Genomic DNA, 19,491 nt, shown 5'->3' with positions numbered 1-19,491 from the left:
CCCCCGTACGGCCTGGTGAACCTGCTTCGGGCATGGTCGTTGGGCCATTGATCTGAACCCGGGTTTCGCTGCCACGAGACCGGAGAACCGTCTTATATGGCGCAATTCGGATATACGATGATGACTGAGCAGTCCGGGCCACGAGAGCTCGTTGATGATGTGGTCGCGGCGGAGCAGGCGGGTTTCGACTTCTCCGTGACCTCCGACCACTACTTCCCCTGGCTGGCTTCCCAAGGCCATGCCCCGTACGCGTGGAGCGTGCTCGGTGCGGCGGCGCAGGCGACGTCGGCCATCCGGCTCATGACGTACGTGACCTGCCCCACGACCCGCTATCACCCTGCGGTGGTCGCGCAGAAGGCGGCCACAGTGCAACTGCTGTCCGAAGGCCGCTTCCGGCTCGGACTGGGATCCGGCGAGAACCTCAACGAGCATGTGGTCGGGGCGGGGTGGCCTGCCGCGCAGGTACGGCTGGAGATGCTGGAAGAAGCCGTGGAGATCATCAGGGCGCTTTTCGGCGGTGATTACGTCAGCCATCGCGGCACTCATTTCGATGTGGACAACGCCAAGCTGTGGGACCTGCCCGAGACACGTGTGCCGATCGGCATCGCGGTGTCCGGGCAGCGGTCCTGCGAGATCGCCGGCCGACTGGCGGACCTCGTCATCGCCACCGAACCCGAGCAGGAGCTGTTGACCGCGTTCGACCGGCACGGCGGTGGCGGGAAGCCACGGATCGGCCAGCTGCCGGTGTGCTACGACACGGACCGGGACGCGGCGGTCGAGCGCGCTCACGATCAGTTCCGCTGGTCGGTCGGCGGCTGGAAGGTCAATTCCGAACTCCCTGGTCCGGCCGCCTTCGACCAGGCCACCGAGTACGTCCGCCCCGACGATGTCGCGCGGGCCATCCCGTGCGGCGACGATGTCGAGGAGTTCGTCGACGCGGTACGCGCATACACCGAGGCGGGCTTCACCGAGATCGCACTCGTCCAGATCGGTGGTGAGCACCAGCGGCCGTTCCTGCGCTGGGCGCAGGACAAGCTGCTGCCGGCCCTGCGTGAACTCTGAACAGGTCCGGGCTCGCCCCGCGACCTGCGCACCATCGGCCCCGGAATGTGAAGGACACGTCATGACTCGCGCCGCTCTGTTCGACGTCGACGGGACCCTCGTGGACACCAACTACCTGCATGTGACCGCGTGGTGGGAGGCCTTCCGCCAGGCAGGACACACAGTGCCGATGACCGCGTTGCACCGGGCCATCGGCCTGGGCTCGGCCGATCTGATCGAGTACGTCCTCGGGGCGGACCGGAACCGTGATCAGGACGAGCGGATCAGTGGCGCGCACAGTTCCCTGTACGCCACCTGCTTCGAGCGCCTGCCCGCGCTGACAGGTGCGGCAGAACTCCTGCGCGCCCTGGCGGCAAGAGGCTGGACGATTGTTCTGGCGACGTCCGCGTCCTCCCGGGAACTGGCAGCGCTGCGCCGGGCACTCGACGCCGACGATGTCATCGCGAACACGGCGAGTGCCGACGATGTGGACGAAGGGAAACCCGCACCCGAGCCGATCCGGCAGGCGATGGAGATTGCTGGTGGAAGCCCGGAGGAGACGGTCTACGTAGGCGATTCGGTCTGGGACATGCGGGCGGCGACCGGCGCGTCGGTGGCTGCTGTCGCTCTCCTCTCCGGAGGAATCCCGCGAGCGGCCCTTGAGCAGGCGGGAGCCACCGAGGTCTACGCCGGCCCGGCCGACCTCCTCGGCCACCTCGACACCAGTGTGTTCACGCGGATCGGCGCAGTGCGCTGAAGGGTGAGCGGGTGCTCCGCCGACATCGGGCATCCATCGGTCGGCGCCTGGCGCCCGGCGCGTCTACGGCTTGAGGAGGGTCTTCACCATGCCGTCCTCCTTGGCCTGGAACCTGGCGTACGCCTTCGGTCCGTCCGACAGCGGAAGGTGATGAGTGGCGAAGTCGTCCACGCCCAACCGGTCCTCGTCGGTGAGCAGCGGCAGGATGTCCGGCACCCAGCGCTTCACGTTGGCCTGACCCATCCGGAGCTGGATCTGTTTGTCGAACAGGGTGAGCAGCGGCATGGGATCCGCCGCACCCCCGTAGACGCCGGACACCGAGATGGTGCCGCCGCGTCGTACCACGTCGATCGCTGTGTACAGCGCGGCGAGGCGGTCCACGCTCGCGTGCTCCATGAGTGTCCGGGCGATCTTGCCCGGCAGCAGGCCGGTCGCCCACTGCGCTGTCCTGGCGAGAGGTGCCCCGTGGGCCTCCATGCCGACGGCGTCGATGACGGCATCGGTGCCCCGACCGTGCGTGAGGTCCCGGATCGCGTCGGGCAGATCCTTCCCGTACCGGCTCACGTCCAGGACCTGGACCTCGCGTCCCGCCGCCCTGGCCAGCCGCTCGGGCACCAGATCAACGCCGATGACAAGTTCGGCACCGAGGTGCCGGGCGACCCGCGTCGCCATGTCACCGATCGGTCCGAGGCCCAGGACCGTGACGCTGCCCCGGGGTGGGACGTCCGCGTACGCGACCGCCTGCCAGGCGGTCGGCAGCACGTCGGACAGATAGACGTACCGGTCGTCGGGCGGGCCGTCCGGGACTTGGATCGGCAGCCGGTTCCCGAACGGAACCCGCAGGAACTCCGCCTGCCCGCCCGGAACCTGCCCGTACAGCTTCGTGTAGCCGAACAGGGAGGCCCCCGTCCCGTACTCGCGGACCTGGGTGGTTTCGCACTGGGACTGGAGGCCCCGGTCGCACATGAAGCAGTGCCCGCAGGAAACGTTGAAGGGCACTACGACGCGGTCACCCTTCCTCAGGGCTGTGACGTCCTGGCCGACGTCCTCGATCACCCCCATGGGCTCGTGGCCCAGAATGTCGCCCGGCTCCAGATAGGGCCCGAGCACCTCGTAGAGATGGAGATCGGAACCACATATTCCGGTCGAGGTGATCCGGACGATGATGTCGGTGGACTTCTCGATACAGGGATCCGGGACGGTCTCGACACGAACGTCTCGACGCCCCTGCCACGTCAGTGCGCGCATGATGGGCCTCCTCACTGCCACGCGCCCGCGAGGTGCCGGGCTCTCCCCGGCCTCCCCGGGACGGCCTTCGGGCTGACGGCCTTCGGGTCTCCCGCGCCGATATGGGAGCGGTCACCGGACCACGACATCGCCCAGGGCGAACCGCCACCCGTCGGCGCCTCTCAGCGTCGGGAATCGCGTCGACGCTCCTTCGCGCGGGCCTGCTGTTCCAGGGCCGCGGCCTGCTCGGCCCGGCCCTCGGACTTCAGGGCCTCGTCACCGAGTGCGATCCCGTCGCACTCCTTGATCTTGCCCTTCAGTCTTCGCGCCTTCGCGCGAGCGATCTCCGTGGTGGTCCCCACAACTTCCTCCGTGCGGCGCATTGGTTCGTCCCACCGTGGGTATCACGCGGTCCGTCCCTCTCGCGCGTGCGGACATGCCGCGCGACCGAGGCCGGTACCGAAGCCGAACGCGCGGACCGGCGGTCCCGGGACGTCGGAGACACCAGTATCCAGAGACGCCGTGATGAAACACCACCGCGCAAAGGTCAGGAGACCCGCGTCAGAGCGGGGGAGTGGCATCGGGGCTGCTGTGGGCTGTACCGGAAGCCGTGCCCTTCGCCGGCGCGGTGACGCAGGCCCCCGGCGAGGACGACGCCGGCGATCAGAAGACCACCCGCGACCAGAGCCACCCGCGCACCCGTGTATTCCAGCAGCAGGCCGAGCAGCGGTGGGCCCGCCAGTTGCCACCCCGTGCTGGCGCTGCGCCACACACCGAGTACCCGGCCGCGCATCTCCGGGGCAGGATCGGTCTGGAGCACCGTGGCCCCGGCCGTGTCGGAGACGGACTCCACCACGGCCATGGGGATGACCAGAGCCATGAGCACGATCAGGCCCGGGGAGAGCCCAGCGGCCATCTGCAGCACGCCCCCGCAGGCGGCCAGGACGCCGACCAGCCTCACGGTGGGATTCCGGAGCCGTCCGGCGAGCACGGATCCCACGATTCCGCCGATGGCCAGGACGGTCGAGACCGTACCGAAGTCGCTCTGGTCTGCGTGCAGGGGGCCGATGACCAGCACGGCCAGGGTCAGCTGATAGTTGCGCCCGAAGACCGAGCTCACCGCCGTGATGCCGGCGAGGGCCACGAGGCGTGGACGGCCCATGAAATAGGCGAGGCCGGCCAGGGCGCCGTCCGGCGTTCGAGCCGGACGGTTGCCTCTGCGTTCACGGGCGCGCCCTGCCGCACGGGCATCCGGCGCCCCGTGCCTCTTCGCCCCACCGGCCGACACGGTCTCCCGCAGGTTCTGTGCGGCCGGTTGCAGGAAGGGATGACCGCGGCCACGAAGAGGAAGGAGACACCATTGGCAACATAGGCGGACCCCGTGCCGAGTACGCCGACGACCACTGCGGCCAGTGCGGTACCGGCGAGTCGCCCCGCGCTGTGCACCATCGATCCCAGCGCTATGGCCGACGGCACGTCGCTCCGGGGCACCAGATCATTGCCGAGAAGGGAGGTCGCGGGCCCGTCGATGGTGCTCACGATGCCGGTCACCGCGGCCAGCAGAAGCAGCACGGGCACACTGAGCAGGTCGAATCCGATCAGGACCGCCGTCAAGAAGGCGATCGCACCGAGTACGGCCTGGCTCACCGCGGCGGTGACCTTGCGGGGCCACCGGTCCACCACCGCGCCGCCGAAGACGCCCAGCAGCAGACCTGGCCCGGCCTGTACGGCGAAGACAGCCCGGTGGCCGCGGCCGAGCCGGTGATCTGGAGCACCAGCAGGTTCTGCACCGTGAGCTGCATCCACGTGCCGGTGTTCGACACCAGGTTGGCCACGGACCACCAGCGCATGCTCGGGATCCTCAGGCACCGCCACGGGCTGCTGCCGCTTCGGCGACTGCGCCGCTTCGGTTCAGGGGCGGGCTCGGACGGACGAGGATCAGGGGCAGCAGAAGCAGGCGCAGTAAGACACATTCCGACGAGGGCGGGGAGGAGGCACACGACGGATTCCGGAAGGAGCATGGCGGTGGGTGCCTCGGCTGCCGGGCGGGCACATCGTGGATATCGAGCCACCCTCCGGCGCCCGTACATCCTCACAAACGCGGTGCCTTCGCCGGAAGGGCAGGGGCGTGACAGCAGCCTCGACAGGCACCTTGACCGGCTCAACTCCCTTGCGGAGAAGGCTTATGCGCCGTCCGGTGTCCTTGCTCACACACTTCGCCGCAGCGTCCGCAGCGCTTCTTCGTGATGGCTTCTTCGGTTACGCGCCCGCCTGCCGGCCCGAGAGCGGGTACGCGCGCTGGCGCGGACCCCTTCACGCTTCGGCCGGGCGGCCGGCACCAGTGCGGATCGCTGGGGCCGGTCGGTACCCGCGTGACGGGGAGCGCCCCGGCACGGCACCGGGCGGCGTGGGACGGCTCGGCTCGGTACCGTGGGTAGCGCGGGCGCCGCGGGCCGGGCCACCAGGGTTCGCCCAGGGAAGTGATGGTTCATGTGCAGGTGGCTTGCCTACTCGGGACAGGACGTATTGCTCGGCGATCTTCTCTACAAGCCCGAGCACTCCCTCATCGACCAGAGCCTGCACGCACGCATGGGTGTCGAGACGACCAACGGTGACGGCTTCGGCGTCGGCTGGTACGGAACCGAAGCCGCGACCCCGGCGGTCATCCGGGACACCGGCCCGGCCTGGAACAACCGCAACCTCCGGGAAATCGCCTCTCACGTGCGTTCGCCGCTTTTCTTCGCCCATGTACGCGCCTCGACGGGCACCGCGGTGCAGCAGACCAACTGCCACCCGTTTCGGCACGGTCGCTGGATGTGGATGCACAACGGGGCCATCGCGGAGTTCCACCGTCTTCGGCGGGACCTGTCCCTGGCCATCGACCCGGCGCTCTTCTCCGAACTGGAAGGCTCCACCGACTCGGAAGTCATGTTCTACCTGGCCATCACTCTCGGTCTCGACCAGGACGTCCCCGGTGCCGTCGCCAGAATGGCCGGGCTGATCGAACGAGTGGGCCATCGCGAAGGCGTGGAACACCCGCTCCAGATGACCGTCGCGGTGGCTGACGGCGAGCGACTGTGGACCTTCCGCTATTCGAGCCGACGGGCCTCCAGGTCGCTCTTCTACAGCAGCCGGGTTGACACCGTCCGGGCGCTGCACCCGGACCTGGAGTTCCTGAGCGGAGCATCCGATGAGACCCGGCTGGTGGTCTCGGAGCCGCTGGGCGATCTGCCGGGTGTCTGGAACGAGGTGCCGGAGGGAAGCTGCGGGGTCGTGCAGCCCGGCACCGATGAATTCCTTCCCTTCGAGCCGGTGTGAGCCACCGGTTCCCGGGGTGCTGACCCGCGGGCAGACGGGACACGAGGCACGGACCGAGTCTCCTCCGGGAGGAGCGGGTTACCCGCAGGGGACGTAGCCGGACCGACGACCCGGGGCCGACGCCCGGCCGCCTCGGGCGTGCCGTACCGGATGTGAGCACATCACGGAGGAGGTCTTGATGAACGACAAGGCCAGTACCCGGAGTGGGAGCTCGGCGTCCAGCTCATCCCGGAAGCGGACGAGCACTCGTTTGATTTCGACCTCCTCGACGCGACGAAGATCGTTCCCGAGGAACTGGTCCCGGTCCGGCCCATCGGCCGAATGGTCCTCGACCGCAACCCCGACAACTTCTTCGCCGAGACGGAGCAGGTCGCCTCAAGGGTGAGTCGGCAGGCGTGTGAGAGGCCCGTCGGGGGCGGGCCCCTCACACGAAGCTGCTCAACCGGCTGTGCGCGGAGTCGAGCGCGCCCATGAACCCGGGCCAGGCGTCGGTATCTCACGGTGCGTTCTGCAGGGCCTGACGGCGCAATTGTTCGCAGCACCGGGTCAGGAGCCGGGAGACGTGCATCTGGGATATGCCCAGCGCCTGGGCGATGCTTCCCTGGGTCATGTCGCAGAAGAAGCGCATGTAGAGAATGGTCCGCTCGCGCTCCGACAGGCGCCGCATGCCGGGCTTCACGGCTTCCCGGTCCACAGCCACCTCCAGGGCCGGGTCGCAGGAGCCGAGCGTGTCGCCGAGGGAGCACCCGCCGTCCGTGCCGGGCACGTCCGCGTCCAGGGACAGCGTGCTGTAGCTGTCCAGCGCCTCAAGCCCCGACACAACGTCCTCGTGGGTGAGCCCGGTCGCGTTGGCGATCTCGGCGCTCGTGGGGGTACGCCCGCCCAGCCCCTGGCTGAGGTCGCGACGCGCCACGCGTACCCGGTTGCGCAGATCCTGGATCCGGCGTGGCACATGCACGTCCCAGGTGTGGTCCCGGAAGTGCCTCTTGAGCTCCCCCACGACCGTGGGCACGGCGTAGGTCTCGAACGCCTTGCCCCGGAACGGATCGTAGCGGTCCACCGCATTCACGAGACCGATTGCCGCCACCTGGCGCAGGTCCTCCAACGACTCACCACGGTTGCGGAATCGGGAGGCGAGGCGGTACGCCATGGGCAGCCAGGCGCAGATGGTGGCCTGTCGGAGCTCATCCCGCTCCGGCCCGGGGGGCAGGGTGCAGAGATGGCGGAAGGCCAGAGCGGTCGATGGGGTGTCGCCGTGGCGACGCGGTGCCGTTCGGGTGCCGTCAGCCATAGTGGTGCTCACTCCCTCGGCAGTACCCTGACGCACCCGATCGATGTGAGTACGGTGAGCGAACCGGGTCGGGCATCAACTGCTGCGACTCGTCACCCTGACACTCGGCCCGTCAAGGTCGCACCGGAACTCAGCCGCCGCCGAAAGAGGCTTGATCTCCAGCGCGTCATGGCCCTGTTCCCGTCCTGGAGCTTTCGTACCGCCCGCCGGGACGAGTGCCGTGGCCGCTCTACCAGTAGTGCCTTCGGCCGGCGACCGCGTGCCCCATCCCGCCCAGGATCCACAGGATCAGACCCACCACGGCGAGAATGATCCCGATCGTCCACAGGATGGAAATACCGGTCACGAAACCGATGACGAGCAAGATGACTCCGAGAATGATCACGAGGTCCTCCCATCTCGTGTGAGCGCTTTCTCTTCACTCTGTGCCCGGTTGGCCGCCACGGCAACTGCGAAGGGTGAAGGCCCGGCGGCACGCCCGTGTGACCAGGATGGTCCGTGCGGCACGCCGCTCGTACGCCTCATGGGTGTACGAGCGCAACGCGGTCAATCCCCACTGCTTCCCGGCAAGCAGGGCGGTGTCCTCGCCGGCGTCGCGGCGTACGCCGCTGAGGCACAGCGCGGATCACATGTCCTCCGTCTTCGTACCAGGTGTTCGCCGGCTGGCTCGGCGCCGGTGGCTGGTGTCGCACCACGGCGGGGTCCGACTGCGCCGGCACGTGCAGACGGCAACGACGAAGCGGTCGGAGACAGCGGTCGTCCCGTCCGCGCCGACCACTTCCACCGGGCCTTCCACCAGCAGGGGGCCGCGGTCGGTCAGGGTGACACGTCGTGGGGAATCAGATTCGTTCGGCACGAATGACCACCAGTTCCTCGTATTCGTCCTCCGCACGCAAGAGCTCTCTCTCACGCAGCCAGTCCATTCGGGAGAGCAGAACCGGCCCGAGCGGTATGCGAACCCGCGCCGTGACGGACGCCTTCAGGCCGGCCCGGGTCAGGCGGCGCAGCGTGGCACTGGGATCGCAGAACCCGGAGTGCACCATGAGAAGAACCCCTTCACGACGCAGCACCCCGGGGGCGGCGTCACAGACACGGTCCACCACCGCCCGCCCGTCGGGCCCCGCATCCCATGCGCGTGAAGCACCGCGCGCGGGGACTCCCACGCTCGGGGACGGCACGTACGGAGGGTTGCAGAGCACCAGGTCGTAGGCGTGTTCGCCGAGCTCGGAAGTAAGGTCGCTACGGCGTACGGTGATTCGCCGACGGTGGAGAAGAGCGTTGAGCCGCGCCGTCGCCACGGACCGGCGGGCCACATCGACGGCTGTCACGCTTCCGCCCAGTTGCGCGGCTCGCAGTGCCAGCGCGCCGCTTCCCGTCCCGAGGTCCAGAACGTCGGTCCCGGGGCGCACACCCTCCCGCTCAAGAGCAGTCATCAGCAACTCGGTGTCCCGCTGTGGTGCGTAGACGCCTGGCAGTTTGACGAGGAAGAGACCCAGGGGTTGCTCGGTTTCCCCGGCCATACGCGTACTCCCGTCGTAGCGAACCACGCCGTGTCTCCAGGCTCCCTCCGGGTGCCGCCGACCGCCTCCCGAAAGGCGGTGCGGGCGGCCTGGCCGTACGAGCACCAGCGGCGATTCCGGCGTCGGGCGCCCCAGCCCGCGAACAGCCGATCGGGAGAGGCGGCGGCCGTCCAGTGGCGAGGTCGTGGCGGCACTCACCATGTCCGGTTCCAAACCGGGCTCGTCGCGATGGTCCGCCCGTGCGCTCACGTATCTCCTGCGTCACGGGCCCCGGGCTGCGGGTGCCACCGGCGGATGAGTGAACGGCACGCACCATCTGTGTGCGCGGCCGCACGACTCGTTATGGCCTCGGACTTCCGGGTACCTCTGACCGGACGGTGCGGCGAGTGCCGCCCGGTATCGCTGGAGGCAGGTATGGGGAACGTGGTGGACCGCATTGCTCAGCCGTGGGGCGGCCGCACTCCCTACGATCGGCACGGGGCGTGGCCTGTGCGGGTGGACACCTACCTGGCCGGGGGAGTGAGGCCCGAAGCGGTGGACCAGTGGGTGCGGACGGCTTCGATCCTGCATTCCGACGGGGATGCCATGGACGTCGCCGTCAGGCACGGTCAGGTCGTCGGCGTACGCGGACTGGTCACGGATCGGGTCAACCGTGGCCGGCTGGGCCCCAAGGATCTGTTCGGATGGCAGGCGAACGCCTCCACCGACCGTCTGACCAAGCCGCTGGTGCGCGAGGACGGAAGACTGGTGGAGTGTGATTGGGACACGGCGATGAGCCGCATCGTCTCCCACTCCCGTGCTCTGCTCAGGGACCAGGGCCCCGGATCGATCGGGTTCTACACCTCGGGCCAGCTGTTTCTTGAGGAGTACTACACACTCGCGGTCCTTGCCCGGGCAGGTATCGGGACCAACCACCTGGACGGCAACACACGCCTGTGCACCTCAACCGCGGCCGAGGCGCTCAAGGAATCGTTCGGCTGCGACGGACAGCCCGGCAGTTACGACGACATCGACCATGCCGACGTCATCGCCTGCTTCGGCCACAACATGGCGGAAACCCAACCGGTGCAGTGGATGCGCGTTCTGGACCGGCTCCACGGCGACGACCCACCCCGGCTGGTGTGTGTGGACCCCCGGCCCACCCAGGTCGCCCGCCGTGCCACCGTGCACCTCGCCCCGCGCGGCGGGACGAACGTGGCCCTGTTCAACGCGCTCCTGCACGAGATCATCCGGGCCGGCCACATCGACGGCGGCTACATCGAAGCCCACACCGTCGGCTTCGATGAGCTGGCGAAAGCGGTCGAGGAGTGCACGCCGCGGTGGGCCGCGGACATCTGCGATGTACCGGCCGCCCGGATCGGTGAAGCGGCGGAGCTGCTCGGTACGGCCGAAGCGCTCCTGTCCACCGTGCTCCAGGGCGTCTACCAGTCTCACCAGGCGACGGCAGCCGCCGTCCAGATCAACAACATTCATCTCGTGCGTGGCATGCTCGGCCGGCCCGGGGCCGGTGTGTTGCAGATGAACGGCCAGCCCACCGCACAGAACACCCGCGAGTGCGGTGCGAACGGTGATCTGCCGGGATTCCGCAACTGGGAGAACGACGAGCACGTGACTGACCTGGCCCGGGTGTGGAACGTCGATCCCGCCACGATTCCGCACTACGCACCACCCACGCACGCCATGCAGATGTTCCGCTACGCGGAACAGGGCTCGATCCGGATGCTGTGGATCAGCGGCACCAACCCGGCCGTTTCCCTCCCCGACCTGTCCCGCGTTCGCGCGGTCCTCTCCCAGGACAGGCTGTTCACGGTGGTACAGGACCTCTTCCTGACAGAAACCGCCCAACTGGCCGACGTGGTGCTGCCCGCGGCCACCTGGGGCGAGAAGAAGGGGACCTTCACCAACGCCGACCGCACTGTGCATCTCTCGGACAAGGCCGTCGAGCCGCCCGGCGAGGCGCGGCCCGACCTGGACATCTTCCTCGACTACGCGGCCCGTATGGAGTTCAGGGACAAGGACGGCGGACCACTGATCGACTGGACCGACGCCGAGTCGGCCTTCGAGGCATGGAAGCGCTGCAGTGCCGGCCGCCCGTGCGACTACACCGGTCTCACCTACGACGCACTGAGTGGCGGCAGCGGAATCCAGTGGCCGTGCAACGAGCAGGCACCGGACGGGACCGACCGTCTGTACACCGGCGGTATCACCTGGGCGCGACCGGACGAGTGCGAGACCTATGGGAAGGACCTCGTCACCGGCGCTTCGGTGTCAGCGGTCGAGTACCGGTCACTCAACCCGGGCGGGAAAGCGATGCTCAAGGGCGTTGAGTTCCTTCCGCCGCACGAGTCACCGAGCAGCACCTATCCGTTCCAGCTGACGAGCGGACGTACGGTCTACCACTTTCACACCCGCACCAAGACCGGCCGCGTGCCGCAACTGAACACCGCAGCGCCGGATGTGTGGGTGGAGACCGCGGTCCGCGACGCGGAGGCCCATGGCCTCGGCGAGGGCGACCTGGTGGAGGTCACCAGCCCGCGAGGATCCATGCGGGCACGGGTGCGGGTCACGGACATCCGGCCCGGACTTCTCTTTGTTCCTTTTCACTACGGGTACTGGGACACCGCCGGCGGTCATGAACCGAGTGGCACCACGCGCGGCCGGGCCGCGAACGAGACCACGATCACCGACTGGGATCCGGCCTCCAAGCAGCCGGTCTTCAAGACCTGCGTCGCCGCGATCAGCCTGGTCGAGAAGAGCACAGGCCAAATCTCGGCGGCCCCCACCACCACTGCCTCCGCACCCGCCCGCACCGACACCGGCGTGCCCGCCACCGAGGGCCGGGCCGCCGGCCTCGCCGAAGAGACCACCGACCCGTACGGGCACGGCACCCCTGGAGACAGGCTGTGAACGGCATCAGCGTGACACTGCGCGCGCTTTACCGCGGAGAATTCCGGCTCGCGAATGAACTTGCCGCGGCCGCCGAACGCCACAGCGCCGAGCACGGGATCCACTACGTCGCCATGGACCTGGCACAGTGGTCCGACCAGCACCACAGGCAGCTGGCCGACGTGGGCCGCAACCACGGCCTGGAGCTGGAGGGATCACCGGAGCAGTCCTCCCCAGGACCTGTTCCGGCCGGGCTGGAGACGCCCTTCGAGGCCGTCGGCCATGCGCCGGAACCGGGCCTCGTGCTCCTGTGCGACCTGCACAGACTGCATCTGGGCGCTGTCAGTAATTCCTTGTACTGGGAGATGCTCGCCCAGGCGGCGCAAGCCACCGAGGACATCCGTCTGCTGCGGCTGGCAACGGCCTGCCATCCCCGGACGCTGCGGCAGATGCGCTGGACCAACACAATGCTGAAGGACCTGGCCGCTCAGGCACTCACGAGTGTCTGAACGTGTCGACCCCACTACCGGCCGGACACGGTGGAATCGACCTCCTGAAGCTGGTCCTCGCCCCTGTCGAACTGCTACGACAGCTCAGCGACGACAGTACTTGCGGAGGGCGACGCAGGAGACCTCCCCGAGGTGCAGGAGGAGCGCCTGGGGGAGACGCTGTGCTCGATTTCGGTGGCATCGCACCGGGATCGGCCATTGCGGTGCGTTCTGCCGCAGCGCGGGACGGCTCGCTCGACGGCATGAGTCACGGGCATTTCAAGGACGCGAAGCGCGAGCGATAGGGCCCCATTCGTCGCAGCAACACACTCCACAGCTGTGCGGGACCTCGTGAGTCACCAGGTCAACCTCACCGTGCGGCAAAGCGCAGTACTTGGTCCCGGCCCGGCCTCACCACACAACCTCAGCGGCCCGTGTGATGTCCGCGTCCATGTTCCGGCGCATCATGGTCAGCGCAGCGGCCGCGAGATCCGGCTGGATGGCAGCCACGGCATCCACCGGCACGATCACGCTGAGGCGTCGGATATGCGCGTCGAGCGCCGAGTACAACACGCACTGTTCAGTCACCTGACCGGTCAGAACCAGTCGGTCCACCCCGAGTTCCGTCAGCAGATAGGTCAACGGCGTCTCGTAGAAGATGGAGTGCCTGGCCTTGACGATGAAAAGGGAATCCGCGTCCGGCCGCAGCGGCTCGACGAGAGCGGCGTGCGGCGTCTCCAGTGCCTTGTCGAGCAGTTCCCCGTGGTGGGAACGCCACTGTCCCCAGTTGTCGTTGGCGTAGATCACCGGGATCCCGTCCGCGCGGGCGCGGCTGAGCAACGAAACGATCCCGGGTAGCGCTGCCGCAGCGGCAGGCAGTAGAAGTTCCGCGTCCCTGTGCTCATAGGTGTTGATCATGTCGATGACGATGAGTGCCGAGCCGGTCATGCCGCCACCATCTCCTGTTCGAATCCGACCAGACCCGGACGAAGACTGGATTCAGCTCCTGCCGCGGCCGGTCAGCAGGTCGCGGGCGCGGTCCACCAGCCCGGTGCCGGGGGCCATCAGCTTGTTTCCGGGCGGGGTACTCGGGGCGCAGGGGTGTGGACGGGTCGGGGCCGTCTTCTTCGCAGTGCGTACCTTGTCACCCAGTTCATCCAATGCCTCGGGGGTCCAGGCCGCCGTGAGCAGGGGGAACAACCGGCCTTCCTCGTCGCGCACGTGCTCGCTCACCTCAAGCTTCAGCTGCGCCACCAGCGGGTCGAACCGTGGGTCGTCCGCAGCCATGCCTTCCAGATCCTTGAGGTGCCGCTCCACCCGGGCGTGATCGGAGAGTTCCTTGTCCGCGATCACGTCCCCGTCTGCTACGTGCTTGCGTACGGCCGGGTACAGGTACATCTCCTCTGCGACGGAGTGGCGTACCAGTTCGATGGTGAGCTCATCGGCCAGTTTCCTACGCTGCTCGTCGCCGACCGGCTGAGCCTCGATCTTCGAGAGCAGTTGGTCAACTTCCCGGTGATCGGTGGTGAGTTCCACGATCACATTGCCGCCATGTCCCATAACGGTAAATCCTTCCATTCTTGCGCGTGAACTGAAGTCAGCTCACCGTTCCACAGCAGGCAATCGGATGCCGCTCAACGCGCCTGGGGCGTGACCGTCCAGGTGACGAACCGTCGGCTGCACGGGTCCGGGGTGCGGGCGCGGCCCGCGACGGCTTCCGGCGCACCCAGGTTCGGGGCAGCAGGGGCCACCAGTGTCTTCGCGTTGACGGAAGCTGAGTACGACTCGTAGGCCGTTGTCCGCTCAGTCAGGAAACCGGCACCGGCAGGTTGTTCCCAGGGGGGCAAGCGACCGCTTAGTATGTGCCCGGAGCAGTGGAAATGCCGACAGTGTTGTGGAGGCCCTCATGCAGGCATGGCGAGTGCACCGGAACGGCGAGCCGAGCGAGGTGATGCGGCTGGACGAGGCGGACCGGCCCGCGCCCGGCGACGGGCAGGTGCTCATCGAGGTGCTCGCGGCGAACATCAACTTCCCCGACGCGCTGCTCTGCCGCGGCCAGTACCAGGTGCGGCCGCCGCTGCCGTTCACCCCCGGCGTGGAGATCTGCGGCCGGACGGCGGACGGGCGGCGGGTGCTGGCCACCCCCGCCCTGCCGAGCGGCGGGTTCGCCGAGTACGTCGTCGCCGACGAGGCGGCACTGCTGCCCGCCCCGGACGCACTGGACGACGCCGAGGCCGCCGCCCTGCACATCGGCTACCAGACCGGGTGGTTCGGCCTGCACCGCAGGGCGCAACTCGGGGCGGGCGAGACCCTTCTGGTCCACGCGGCGGCCGGCGGCGTCGGCAGCGCCGCCGTCCAGCTCGGCAAGGCCGCCGGGGCCACCGTCATCGGTGTGGTCGGCGGCCCCGAGAAGGCGAAGACCGCCACCGGGCTCGGCTGCGACCTGGTCATCGACCGCCACAGCGAGGACATCGTCGCCGCGGTCAAGGAAGCAACCGGGGGACGCGGCGCCGACGTGGTGTACGACCCGGTCGGCGGCGACGCCTACGCCAAGTCCGTGAAGTGCATCGCCTTCGAGGGCCGGGTGATCGTCGTCGGCTTCGCGAGCGGCGTCATCCCCACCCCGGCGCTGAACCACGCGCTCGTCAAGAACTACTCGATCACCGGACTCCACTGGGGCCTGTACAACACCAAGGACCCGGCCGCCGTCCGCGCCTGCCACGACGAACTCACCCGGCTCACCGCGCAGGGCGTCATCAAGCCGCTGATCAGCGAACGCGTCGGGCTGGCCGGGGCCGCGGCCGCCGTCCAGCGGGTCGCCGACGGCACCAGTACCGGCCGGATCGTCGTTCTCCCGTCAGGAGCCGCCCGATGACCGCACCCGACGCGGCCGGACTGCGCCGCCGCACCCAGGACCTGCTCGCCGCGCACCCCCCGGCCACCACCGGCCGCACCGAATTCCTCAAGGCCCGCTTCGACGCCGGACTGGCCTGGGTGCACTATCCGACCGGCCTCGGCGGCCTCGACGCGCCACGCTCCCTGCAACCCGTCGTCGACGCCGAACTCGCCGCGGCGGGCGCACCCGACAACGATCCGCGCCGGATCGGGATCGGCCTCGGCGTGGCCGCCCCCACCGTCCTCGGCTTCGGCACCGACGAGCAGAAGCAGCGCTTCCTGCGGCCGCTCTGGGTCGGCGAGGAGGTCTGGTGCCAGCTCTTCAGCGAACCGGGTGCCGGCTCCGATCTCGCGGCCCTCGGCACCCGCGCCGTCCGCGACGGCGAGGACTGGGTGGTCGACGGCCAGAAGGTCTGGACGTCCAGCGCCCACCTGGCCCGCTGGGCGATCCTCATCGCCCGCACCGACCCGGGCCTGCCCAAGCACCGCGGCATCAGCTACTTCATCTGCGACATGACCGACCCCGGCGTCGAGGTGCGACCGCTGCGCCAGATCACCGGCGAGGCCGAGTTCAACGAGGTCTTCCTGACCGGCGTACGCATCCCCGACAGCCGGCGCCTCGGCCCGGTCGGCGAGGGCTGGAAGGTCGCGCAGACCACGCTGATGAATGAGCGGGTCTCCATCGGCGGGGCACGCGTCCCGCGCGAGGGCGGCATGATCGGCCCGGTCGCCCGCACCTGGCGCGAACGCCCCGAACTGCGCACCCACGACCTCCACCAGCGGCTGCTGACCCTCTGGGTCGAGGCCGAGGTGGCCAGGCTCACCGGCACCCGGCTGCGCCAGCAGCTCGTCGCCGGACAGCCCGGCCCCGAAGGCTCCGGAATGAAGCTCGCCTTCGCCCGGCTCAACCAGGAGATCAGCGGCCTGGAGGTAGAACTGCTCGGTGAGGAAGGGCTGTTGTACAGCGACTGGACCATGCGCAGGCCGGAGCTGGTCGACTTCACCGGCCGGGACGCCGGCTACCGCTATCTCCGCTCCAAGGGCAACTCCATCGAGGGCGGCACCAGTGAGGTGCTGCTCAACATCGTTGCCGAGCGCGTACTCGGTCTGCCGGCCGAGCCGCGCAACGACAAGGACGTCCCCTGGAAGGACCTGGCCCGATGACCGCACCGACCGACGAGACCCCGACACCCGATCTGCTGTACTCGGAGGCCGAGGAGGACCTGCGGGCAGCGGTCCGCTCGCTGCTCGACGACCGGAGCGACGCGCCGACGGTGCTCGCCCGGGCTGAGTCCGACACGCCCTACGACCCGCAGCTCTGGAAGGCCCTCGCGGCGGACATCGGCGCCGCCGGGCTGCTGGTGCCGGAGGAGCTCGGCGGGCAGGGCGCGGGCCCTCGCGAGGCCGCGGTGGTGCTGGAGGAGCTGGGCCGCGGTGTCACTCCCGCGCCGTATCTGACCAGTGCGGTCGTCGCCACGGAGACCCTGCTCGCGCTGTCCGTGCGGGAGGGGCCGGCCATCGGACTCCTCGGTGAGCTGGCTGCCGGGCGCAGGATCGCGGTGCTCGCCGCACCGTTCGCCGCCGGGCGCCCCGGCGGCGCGCAGCCGGTAGCCGCGGTCGCCGACACGCTGGAGGGCACGGTGACCGGCGTCGCCGACGCGGCCGCCGCCGATGTGCTGCTGGTGCCCACGACCGACGGGCTGTACGCGGTCGAGCCGGACGCCGAGGGGGTCGCCGTCGAGCCGCTCGTACCGCTCGACCTGACCCGCCCCTTGGCCACCGTCACCCTTCGCGGGGCGGCCGGGACGCGGCTGGCCGACGGCGCGTCCGCCGTCGCCGCCGTGCGCCGGGGCCTGCTGGCGGGCGCCGGACTGCTCGCCTCGGAGCAGCTCGGACTCGCCGAGTGGTGCCTGACCGAGACGGTCCGGTACACCCGGGAACGGCACCAGTTCAACCGGCCGGTCGGCTCCTTCCAGGCGCTCAAACACCGCATGGCGCAGCTCTGGCTGGAGGTCGTGTCGGCCCGCGCCGCCGCCCGTAACGCCGCGGACGCCCTGGCGAGCAGCAGCCCCGACGCGCCGTTGGCGGTGGCCGTCGCGCAGGCGTACTGCTCGGGGGTCGCCGTGCGTGCCGCCGAGGAGTGCGTCCAGCTGCACGGCGGCATCGGGATGACCTGGGAGCACCCGGCGCACCTGTACCTGAAGCGGGCCAAGGCCGACTCGGTCGCGTACGGCACCGCAGGACAGCACCGCGCGACCGTCGCCGAGCTCGTGGAGCTGCCCGCACCGTAACGGCAGGAGAGGCAACCGTCCGCGGAACTGCGGGACTTGGAGCGGAGGTGCGTGAAGACGTGCCTCCGCTTCTGCTGTTCCCCATCGGGCGGGGTACCGCGCACCCCTTTACCTGCTGTTTAATTGCGACCTGTTCGCAATAACGTTTGATCTTGAATAAGGAGTGCGGGTATGACGGCCCGATCGATACGCGGAGTGGCCGCCGCGACCCTGGCGACGGTGCTGTTGTCTGCCGCGACGGCCTGTTCGCAGCCGGGAGGCCCGGACGACGGCGGCTCCGGGTCGGGTGCGCGGGACTCGGCGGTGGTCGGCATCGCCTACGAGCCCGACAGCCTCAGCCCGCTGCTCGGCTACGGCAAGGACGGCAACTCCAAGATCTTCGACGGGCTGCTCACGCTCGACGACAACATGGAGCTGCGGCCCGCGCTCGCCACCGCCCTGCCGGAGGTGAGCGACGACGGGCTGACGTACACCTACCGGCTCCGCAAGGGCGTGAAGTTCAGCGACGGGGAGCCGTTCGGTGCGAAGGACGTGGTCTTCACCTACCGGGCGGTCCTCGACGAGAAGACCAACAACGCCTCCCGCACCGAACTCGACGCGGTGAAGAGCGTCGAGGCGGCCGGGGACCACACCGTCGTCTTCACGCTCAAGTACCCCTACGCACCCTTCGCCCGGCGCACCGTCCTGCCCATCGCACCCGAACACATCGCGGGCAAGCAGGACGTCAACACCGGCGACTTCACCACCCACCCCGTAGGCACCGGACCGTACCTGCTCACCAAGTGGTCCAAGGGCGAGAAGATCGCCTTCAAGGCCAACCCCGGCTACTGGGGCGGCGCGCCGAGGGTGAAGAAGTTCATCATGGCGATCATCAAGGACGACGACGTACGTGCCACCCGGCTGCGCTCCGGCGAACTCGACGGCGCGATCCTGCCGCCCGACCTGGCCAAGGGCTTCGCCCGCACCGGCGGCACCCGGACGTACGCCGCCACCACCTACGACTACCGCACCGTGACCCTGCCCACCCACAACGAGGTCACGGGCGACATCGCCGTCCGGCGTGCCCTCGATGTCGCCGTCGACCGCAAGGCCATGGTCGACTCCCTCCTCAACGGCGAGGGCCGGCCCGCCTACGGGCCCGTCCCCACCGACAGCGAGTGGTTCACCAAGGGAACCGAACGCCCCCACGACCTCGCCGCCGCGAAGAAGATCCTCGACGACGCCGGATGGAAGCCCGGCAAGGACGGCATCCGCACCAGGGACGGCGTGCGCGCCGCTTTCCCGCTCTGGTACCTCACCGGCGACAAGCTGCGCCAGGACCACGCGCTCGCCTACGCCTCCGACGCCAGGAAGGCAGGCATCGACATCACCACCGAGGCCGGGACCTGGGAGGTCATCGAGCCCCGGATGAAACAGGACGCGGTCCTCGCGGGCGGCGGATCACCCGCCGACCCCGACTTCGACCAGTACACCCTGCTGAAGTCCTCGCTCGCGGGCGACGGCTTCAACAACATGGCGTGGTACGACAACAAGGCCGTCGACCGCGCCCTGGAAGCGGGCCGCAGAAGCGGTGACCGCGCCGCACGCAAGGCCGCGTACGACACCGTCCAGCGCGAACTGGTGAAGAATCCCGGCTACACCTTCCTCACCCACATCGACCACCTCTACGTCGTCAAGGACCGCTTCGGCACCCTCACCACCCAGGTCGAACCGCACGACCACGGACTGGCCTCCGGTCCCTGGTGGAACGTCGAGGACTGGACGCCGAAGAAGTGAA

Annotated in this window: 18 protein-coding genes and 2 pseudogenes; 11 read left to right on the top strand and 9 right to left on the bottom strand. The window is 69.1% G+C overall.

Features of this window, described 5'->3' with window-relative positions; all coding sequences use genetic code 11:
• Window positions 1-96: 96 nt before the first annotated feature.
• Window positions 97-1,062, top strand: a complete 966-nt coding sequence (locus ACIRJP_RS26500; RefSeq protein ID WP_404178934.1) for an LLM class F420-dependent oxidoreductase — start codon at window positions 97-99, stop codon at window positions 1,060-1,062.
• A 61-nt stretch (window positions 1,063-1,123) separates the two neighbouring features.
• On the top strand, window positions 1,124-1,798 hold the full coding sequence (locus tag ACIRJP_RS26495; RefSeq protein WP_404178931.1) for an HAD family hydrolase: 675 nt from the start codon (window positions 1,124-1,126) through the stop codon (window positions 1,796-1,798).
• Window positions 1,799-1,861: 63 nt separating this feature from the next.
• Here the strand turns inward: ACIRJP_RS26495 and ACIRJP_RS26490 are convergent, their stop codons facing one another.
• From ACIRJP_RS26490 to ACIRJP_RS26480, 3 genes and pseudogenes are all read right to left on the bottom strand, one after another.
• Window positions 1,862-3,046 carry an alcohol dehydrogenase catalytic domain-containing protein gene (locus tag ACIRJP_RS26490; RefSeq protein ID WP_404178928.1) on the bottom strand — a complete coding sequence of 395 codons (1,185 nt, stop codon included), beginning with the start codon at window positions 3,044-3,046 and terminating at the stop codon, window positions 1,862-1,864.
• Window positions 3,047-3,207: 161 nt separating this feature from the next.
• Window positions 3,208-3,387: a hypothetical protein gene (locus tag ACIRJP_RS26485; protein ID WP_404178925.1), complete on the bottom strand. Its 180-nt coding sequence runs from the start codon at window positions 3,385-3,387 to the stop codon at window positions 3,208-3,210.
• A 185-nt stretch (window positions 3,388-3,572) separates the two neighbouring features.
• Window positions 3,573-4,875, bottom strand: a pseudogene (locus ACIRJP_RS26480) (MFS transporter).
• A gap of 640 nt (window positions 4,876-5,515) precedes the next feature.
• Between ACIRJP_RS26480 and ACIRJP_RS26475 the strand changes: the two are divergent.
• Window positions 5,516-6,343, top strand: coding sequence for a class II glutamine amidotransferase (locus tag ACIRJP_RS26475; RefSeq protein WP_404178922.1), 828 nt, complete (start codon window positions 5,516-5,518; stop codon window positions 6,341-6,343).
• A gap of 189 nt (window positions 6,344-6,532) precedes the next feature.
• Window positions 6,533-6,718, top strand: a pseudogene (locus tag ACIRJP_RS26470) (catalase); the annotation flags it as partial.
• 121 nt (window positions 6,719-6,839) lie between these two features.
• Here the strand turns inward: ACIRJP_RS26470 and ACIRJP_RS26465 are convergent.
• The 4 genes from ACIRJP_RS26465 to ACIRJP_RS26450 all read right to left on the bottom strand — a co-directional run bounded on the left by ACIRJP_RS26465 (window position 6,840) and on the right by ACIRJP_RS26450 (window position 9,154).
• Window positions 6,840-7,634 (bottom strand): RNA polymerase sigma factor SigF, encoded by a 795-nt coding sequence (locus tag ACIRJP_RS26465; protein WP_404178919.1) that lies wholly within the window; start codon window positions 7,632-7,634, stop codon window positions 6,840-6,842.
• Window positions 7,635-7,863: 229 nt separating this feature from the next.
• Window positions 7,864-8,019, bottom strand: coding sequence for a DUF6131 family protein (locus ACIRJP_RS26460; RefSeq protein ID WP_148833239.1), 156 nt, complete (start codon window positions 8,017-8,019; stop codon window positions 7,864-7,866).
• A 240-nt stretch (window positions 8,020-8,259) separates the two neighbouring features.
• Window positions 8,260-8,490, bottom strand: coding sequence for a CDGSH iron-sulfur domain-containing protein (locus ACIRJP_RS26455; protein ID WP_404178916.1), 231 nt, complete (start codon window positions 8,488-8,490; stop codon window positions 8,260-8,262).
• The gene (locus tag ACIRJP_RS26450; RefSeq protein ID WP_404178913.1) at window positions 8,474-9,154 is read right to left on the bottom strand and encodes a HemK2/MTQ2 family protein methyltransferase; all 681 of its coding nucleotides are present in this window, start codon (window positions 9,152-9,154) and stop codon (window positions 8,474-8,476) included. The genes ACIRJP_RS26455 and ACIRJP_RS26450 overlap by 17 nt, the downstream gene beginning before the upstream one ends.
• 414 nt (window positions 9,155-9,568) lie before the next feature.
• On the opposite strand from ACIRJP_RS26450, the gene ACIRJP_RS26445 reads away from it, so the two are divergent.
• The 3 genes from ACIRJP_RS26445 (at window position 9,569) to ACIRJP_RS26435 (ending at window position 12,833) form a co-directional block, all read left to right on the top strand.
• Window positions 9,569-12,061: a molybdopterin oxidoreductase family protein gene (locus ACIRJP_RS26445; RefSeq protein WP_404178910.1), complete on the top strand. Its 2,493-nt coding sequence runs from the start codon at window positions 9,569-9,571 to the stop codon at window positions 12,059-12,061.
• On the top strand, window positions 12,058-12,549 hold the full coding sequence (locus tag ACIRJP_RS26440) for a hypothetical protein (RefSeq protein ID WP_404178907.1): 492 nt from the start codon (window positions 12,058-12,060) through the stop codon (window positions 12,547-12,549). The genes ACIRJP_RS26445 and ACIRJP_RS26440 overlap by 4 nt, the downstream gene beginning before the upstream one ends.
• A gap of 161 nt (window positions 12,550-12,710) precedes the next feature.
• Window positions 12,711-12,833, top strand: coding sequence for a hypothetical protein (locus tag ACIRJP_RS26435; protein ID WP_404178904.1), 123 nt, complete (start codon window positions 12,711-12,713; stop codon window positions 12,831-12,833).
• Window positions 12,834-12,939: 106 nt separating this feature from the next.
• Here the strand turns inward: ACIRJP_RS26435 and ACIRJP_RS26430 are convergent, their stop codons facing one another.
• Together ACIRJP_RS26430 and ACIRJP_RS26425 are read right to left on the bottom strand one after the other, a co-directional pair.
• The gene (locus ACIRJP_RS26430; RefSeq protein ID WP_404178901.1) at window positions 12,940-13,476 is read right to left on the bottom strand and encodes a cysteine hydrolase family protein; all 537 of its coding nucleotides are present in this window, start codon (window positions 13,474-13,476) and stop codon (window positions 12,940-12,942) included.
• A 51-nt stretch (window positions 13,477-13,527) separates the two neighbouring features.
• Entirely contained in the window at window positions 13,528-14,088 is a 561-nt protein-coding gene (locus tag ACIRJP_RS26425) for a hemerythrin domain-containing protein (RefSeq protein ID WP_404178898.1), read from the bottom strand.
• Between the two features lie 346 nt (window positions 14,089-14,434).
• Here ACIRJP_RS26425 and ACIRJP_RS26420 point away from each other — a divergent pair, with 346 nt between their 5' ends.
• The 4 genes from ACIRJP_RS26420 to ACIRJP_RS26405 all read left to right on the top strand — a co-directional run bounded on the left by ACIRJP_RS26420 (window position 14,435) and on the right by ACIRJP_RS26405 (window position 19,490).
• Complete coding sequence (locus ACIRJP_RS26420) at window positions 14,435-15,403, top strand: NADPH:quinone oxidoreductase family protein (protein WP_404178895.1); 969 nt, start codon at window positions 14,435-14,437, stop codon at window positions 15,401-15,403.
• Window positions 15,400-16,587 carry an acyl-CoA dehydrogenase family protein gene (locus tag ACIRJP_RS26415; RefSeq protein WP_404178892.1) on the top strand — a complete coding sequence of 396 codons (1,188 nt, stop codon included), beginning with the start codon at window positions 15,400-15,402 and terminating at the stop codon, window positions 16,585-16,587. The genes ACIRJP_RS26420 and ACIRJP_RS26415 overlap by 4 nt, the downstream gene beginning before the upstream one ends.
• On the top strand, window positions 16,584-17,714 hold the full coding sequence (locus ACIRJP_RS26410) for an acyl-CoA dehydrogenase family protein (RefSeq protein ID WP_404178889.1): 1,131 nt from the start codon (window positions 16,584-16,586) through the stop codon (window positions 17,712-17,714). The genes ACIRJP_RS26415 and ACIRJP_RS26410 overlap by 4 nt, the downstream gene beginning before the upstream one ends.
• 171 nt (window positions 17,715-17,885) lie before the next feature.
• Complete coding sequence (locus tag ACIRJP_RS26405; RefSeq protein WP_404178886.1) at window positions 17,886-19,490, top strand: ABC transporter substrate-binding protein; 1,605 nt, start codon at window positions 17,886-17,888, stop codon at window positions 19,488-19,490.
• Window position 19,491: the final 1 nt, after the last annotated feature.

Source organism: Streptomyces sp. NPDC102437 (assembly GCF_044765565.1).
Classification (GTDB): domain Bacteria; phylum Actinomycetota; class Actinomycetes; order Streptomycetales; family Streptomycetaceae; genus Streptomyces.
The sequence above is the reverse complement of the archived record's forward strand: the minus strand, read 5'-3'. Positions and strand labels throughout refer to the sequence as shown.

Bases quoted from the DNA above. Each gene is read 5' to 3' on its own strand.
- ACIRJP_RS26500 (WP_404178934.1), top strand. From the start codon at position 97: ATGGCGCAATTCGGATATACGATGATGACTGAGCAGTCCGGGCCACGA.
- ACIRJP_RS26495 (WP_404178931.1), top strand. From the start codon at position 1,124: ATGACTCGCGCCGCTCTGTTCGACGTCGACGGGACCCTCGTGGACACC.
- ACIRJP_RS26490 (WP_404178928.1), bottom strand. From the start codon at position 3,046: ATGCGCGCACTGACGTGGCAGGGGCGTCGAGACGTTCGTGTCGAGACC.
- ACIRJP_RS26475 (WP_404178922.1), top strand. From the start codon at position 5,516: ATGTGCAGGTGGCTTGCCTACTCGGGACAGGACGTATTGCTCGGCGAT.
- ACIRJP_RS26465 (WP_404178919.1), bottom strand. From the start codon at position 7,634: ATGGCTGACGGCACCCGAACGGCACCGCGTCGCCACGGCGACACCCCA.
- ACIRJP_RS26450 (WP_404178913.1), bottom strand. From the start codon at position 9,154: ATGGCCGGGGAAACCGAGCAACCCCTGGGTCTCTTCCTCGTCAAACTG.
- ACIRJP_RS26445 (WP_404178910.1), top strand. From the start codon at position 9,569: ATGGGGAACGTGGTGGACCGCATTGCTCAGCCGTGGGGCGGCCGCACT.
- ACIRJP_RS26430 (WP_404178901.1), bottom strand. From the start codon at position 13,476: ATGACCGGCTCGGCACTCATCGTCATCGACATGATCAACACCTATGAG.
- ACIRJP_RS26425 (WP_404178898.1), bottom strand. From the start codon at position 14,088: ATGGGACATGGCGGCAATGTGATCGTGGAACTCACCACCGATCACCGG.
- ACIRJP_RS26420 (WP_404178895.1), top strand. From the start codon at position 14,435: ATGCAGGCATGGCGAGTGCACCGGAACGGCGAGCCGAGCGAGGTGATG.
- ACIRJP_RS26415 (WP_404178892.1), top strand. From the start codon at position 15,400: ATGACCGCACCCGACGCGGCCGGACTGCGCCGCCGCACCCAGGACCTG.
- ACIRJP_RS26410 (WP_404178889.1), top strand. From the start codon at position 16,584: ATGACCGCACCGACCGACGAGACCCCGACACCCGATCTGCTGTACTCG.
- ACIRJP_RS26405 (WP_404178886.1), top strand. From the start codon at position 17,886: ATGACGGCCCGATCGATACGCGGAGTGGCCGCCGCGACCCTGGCGACG.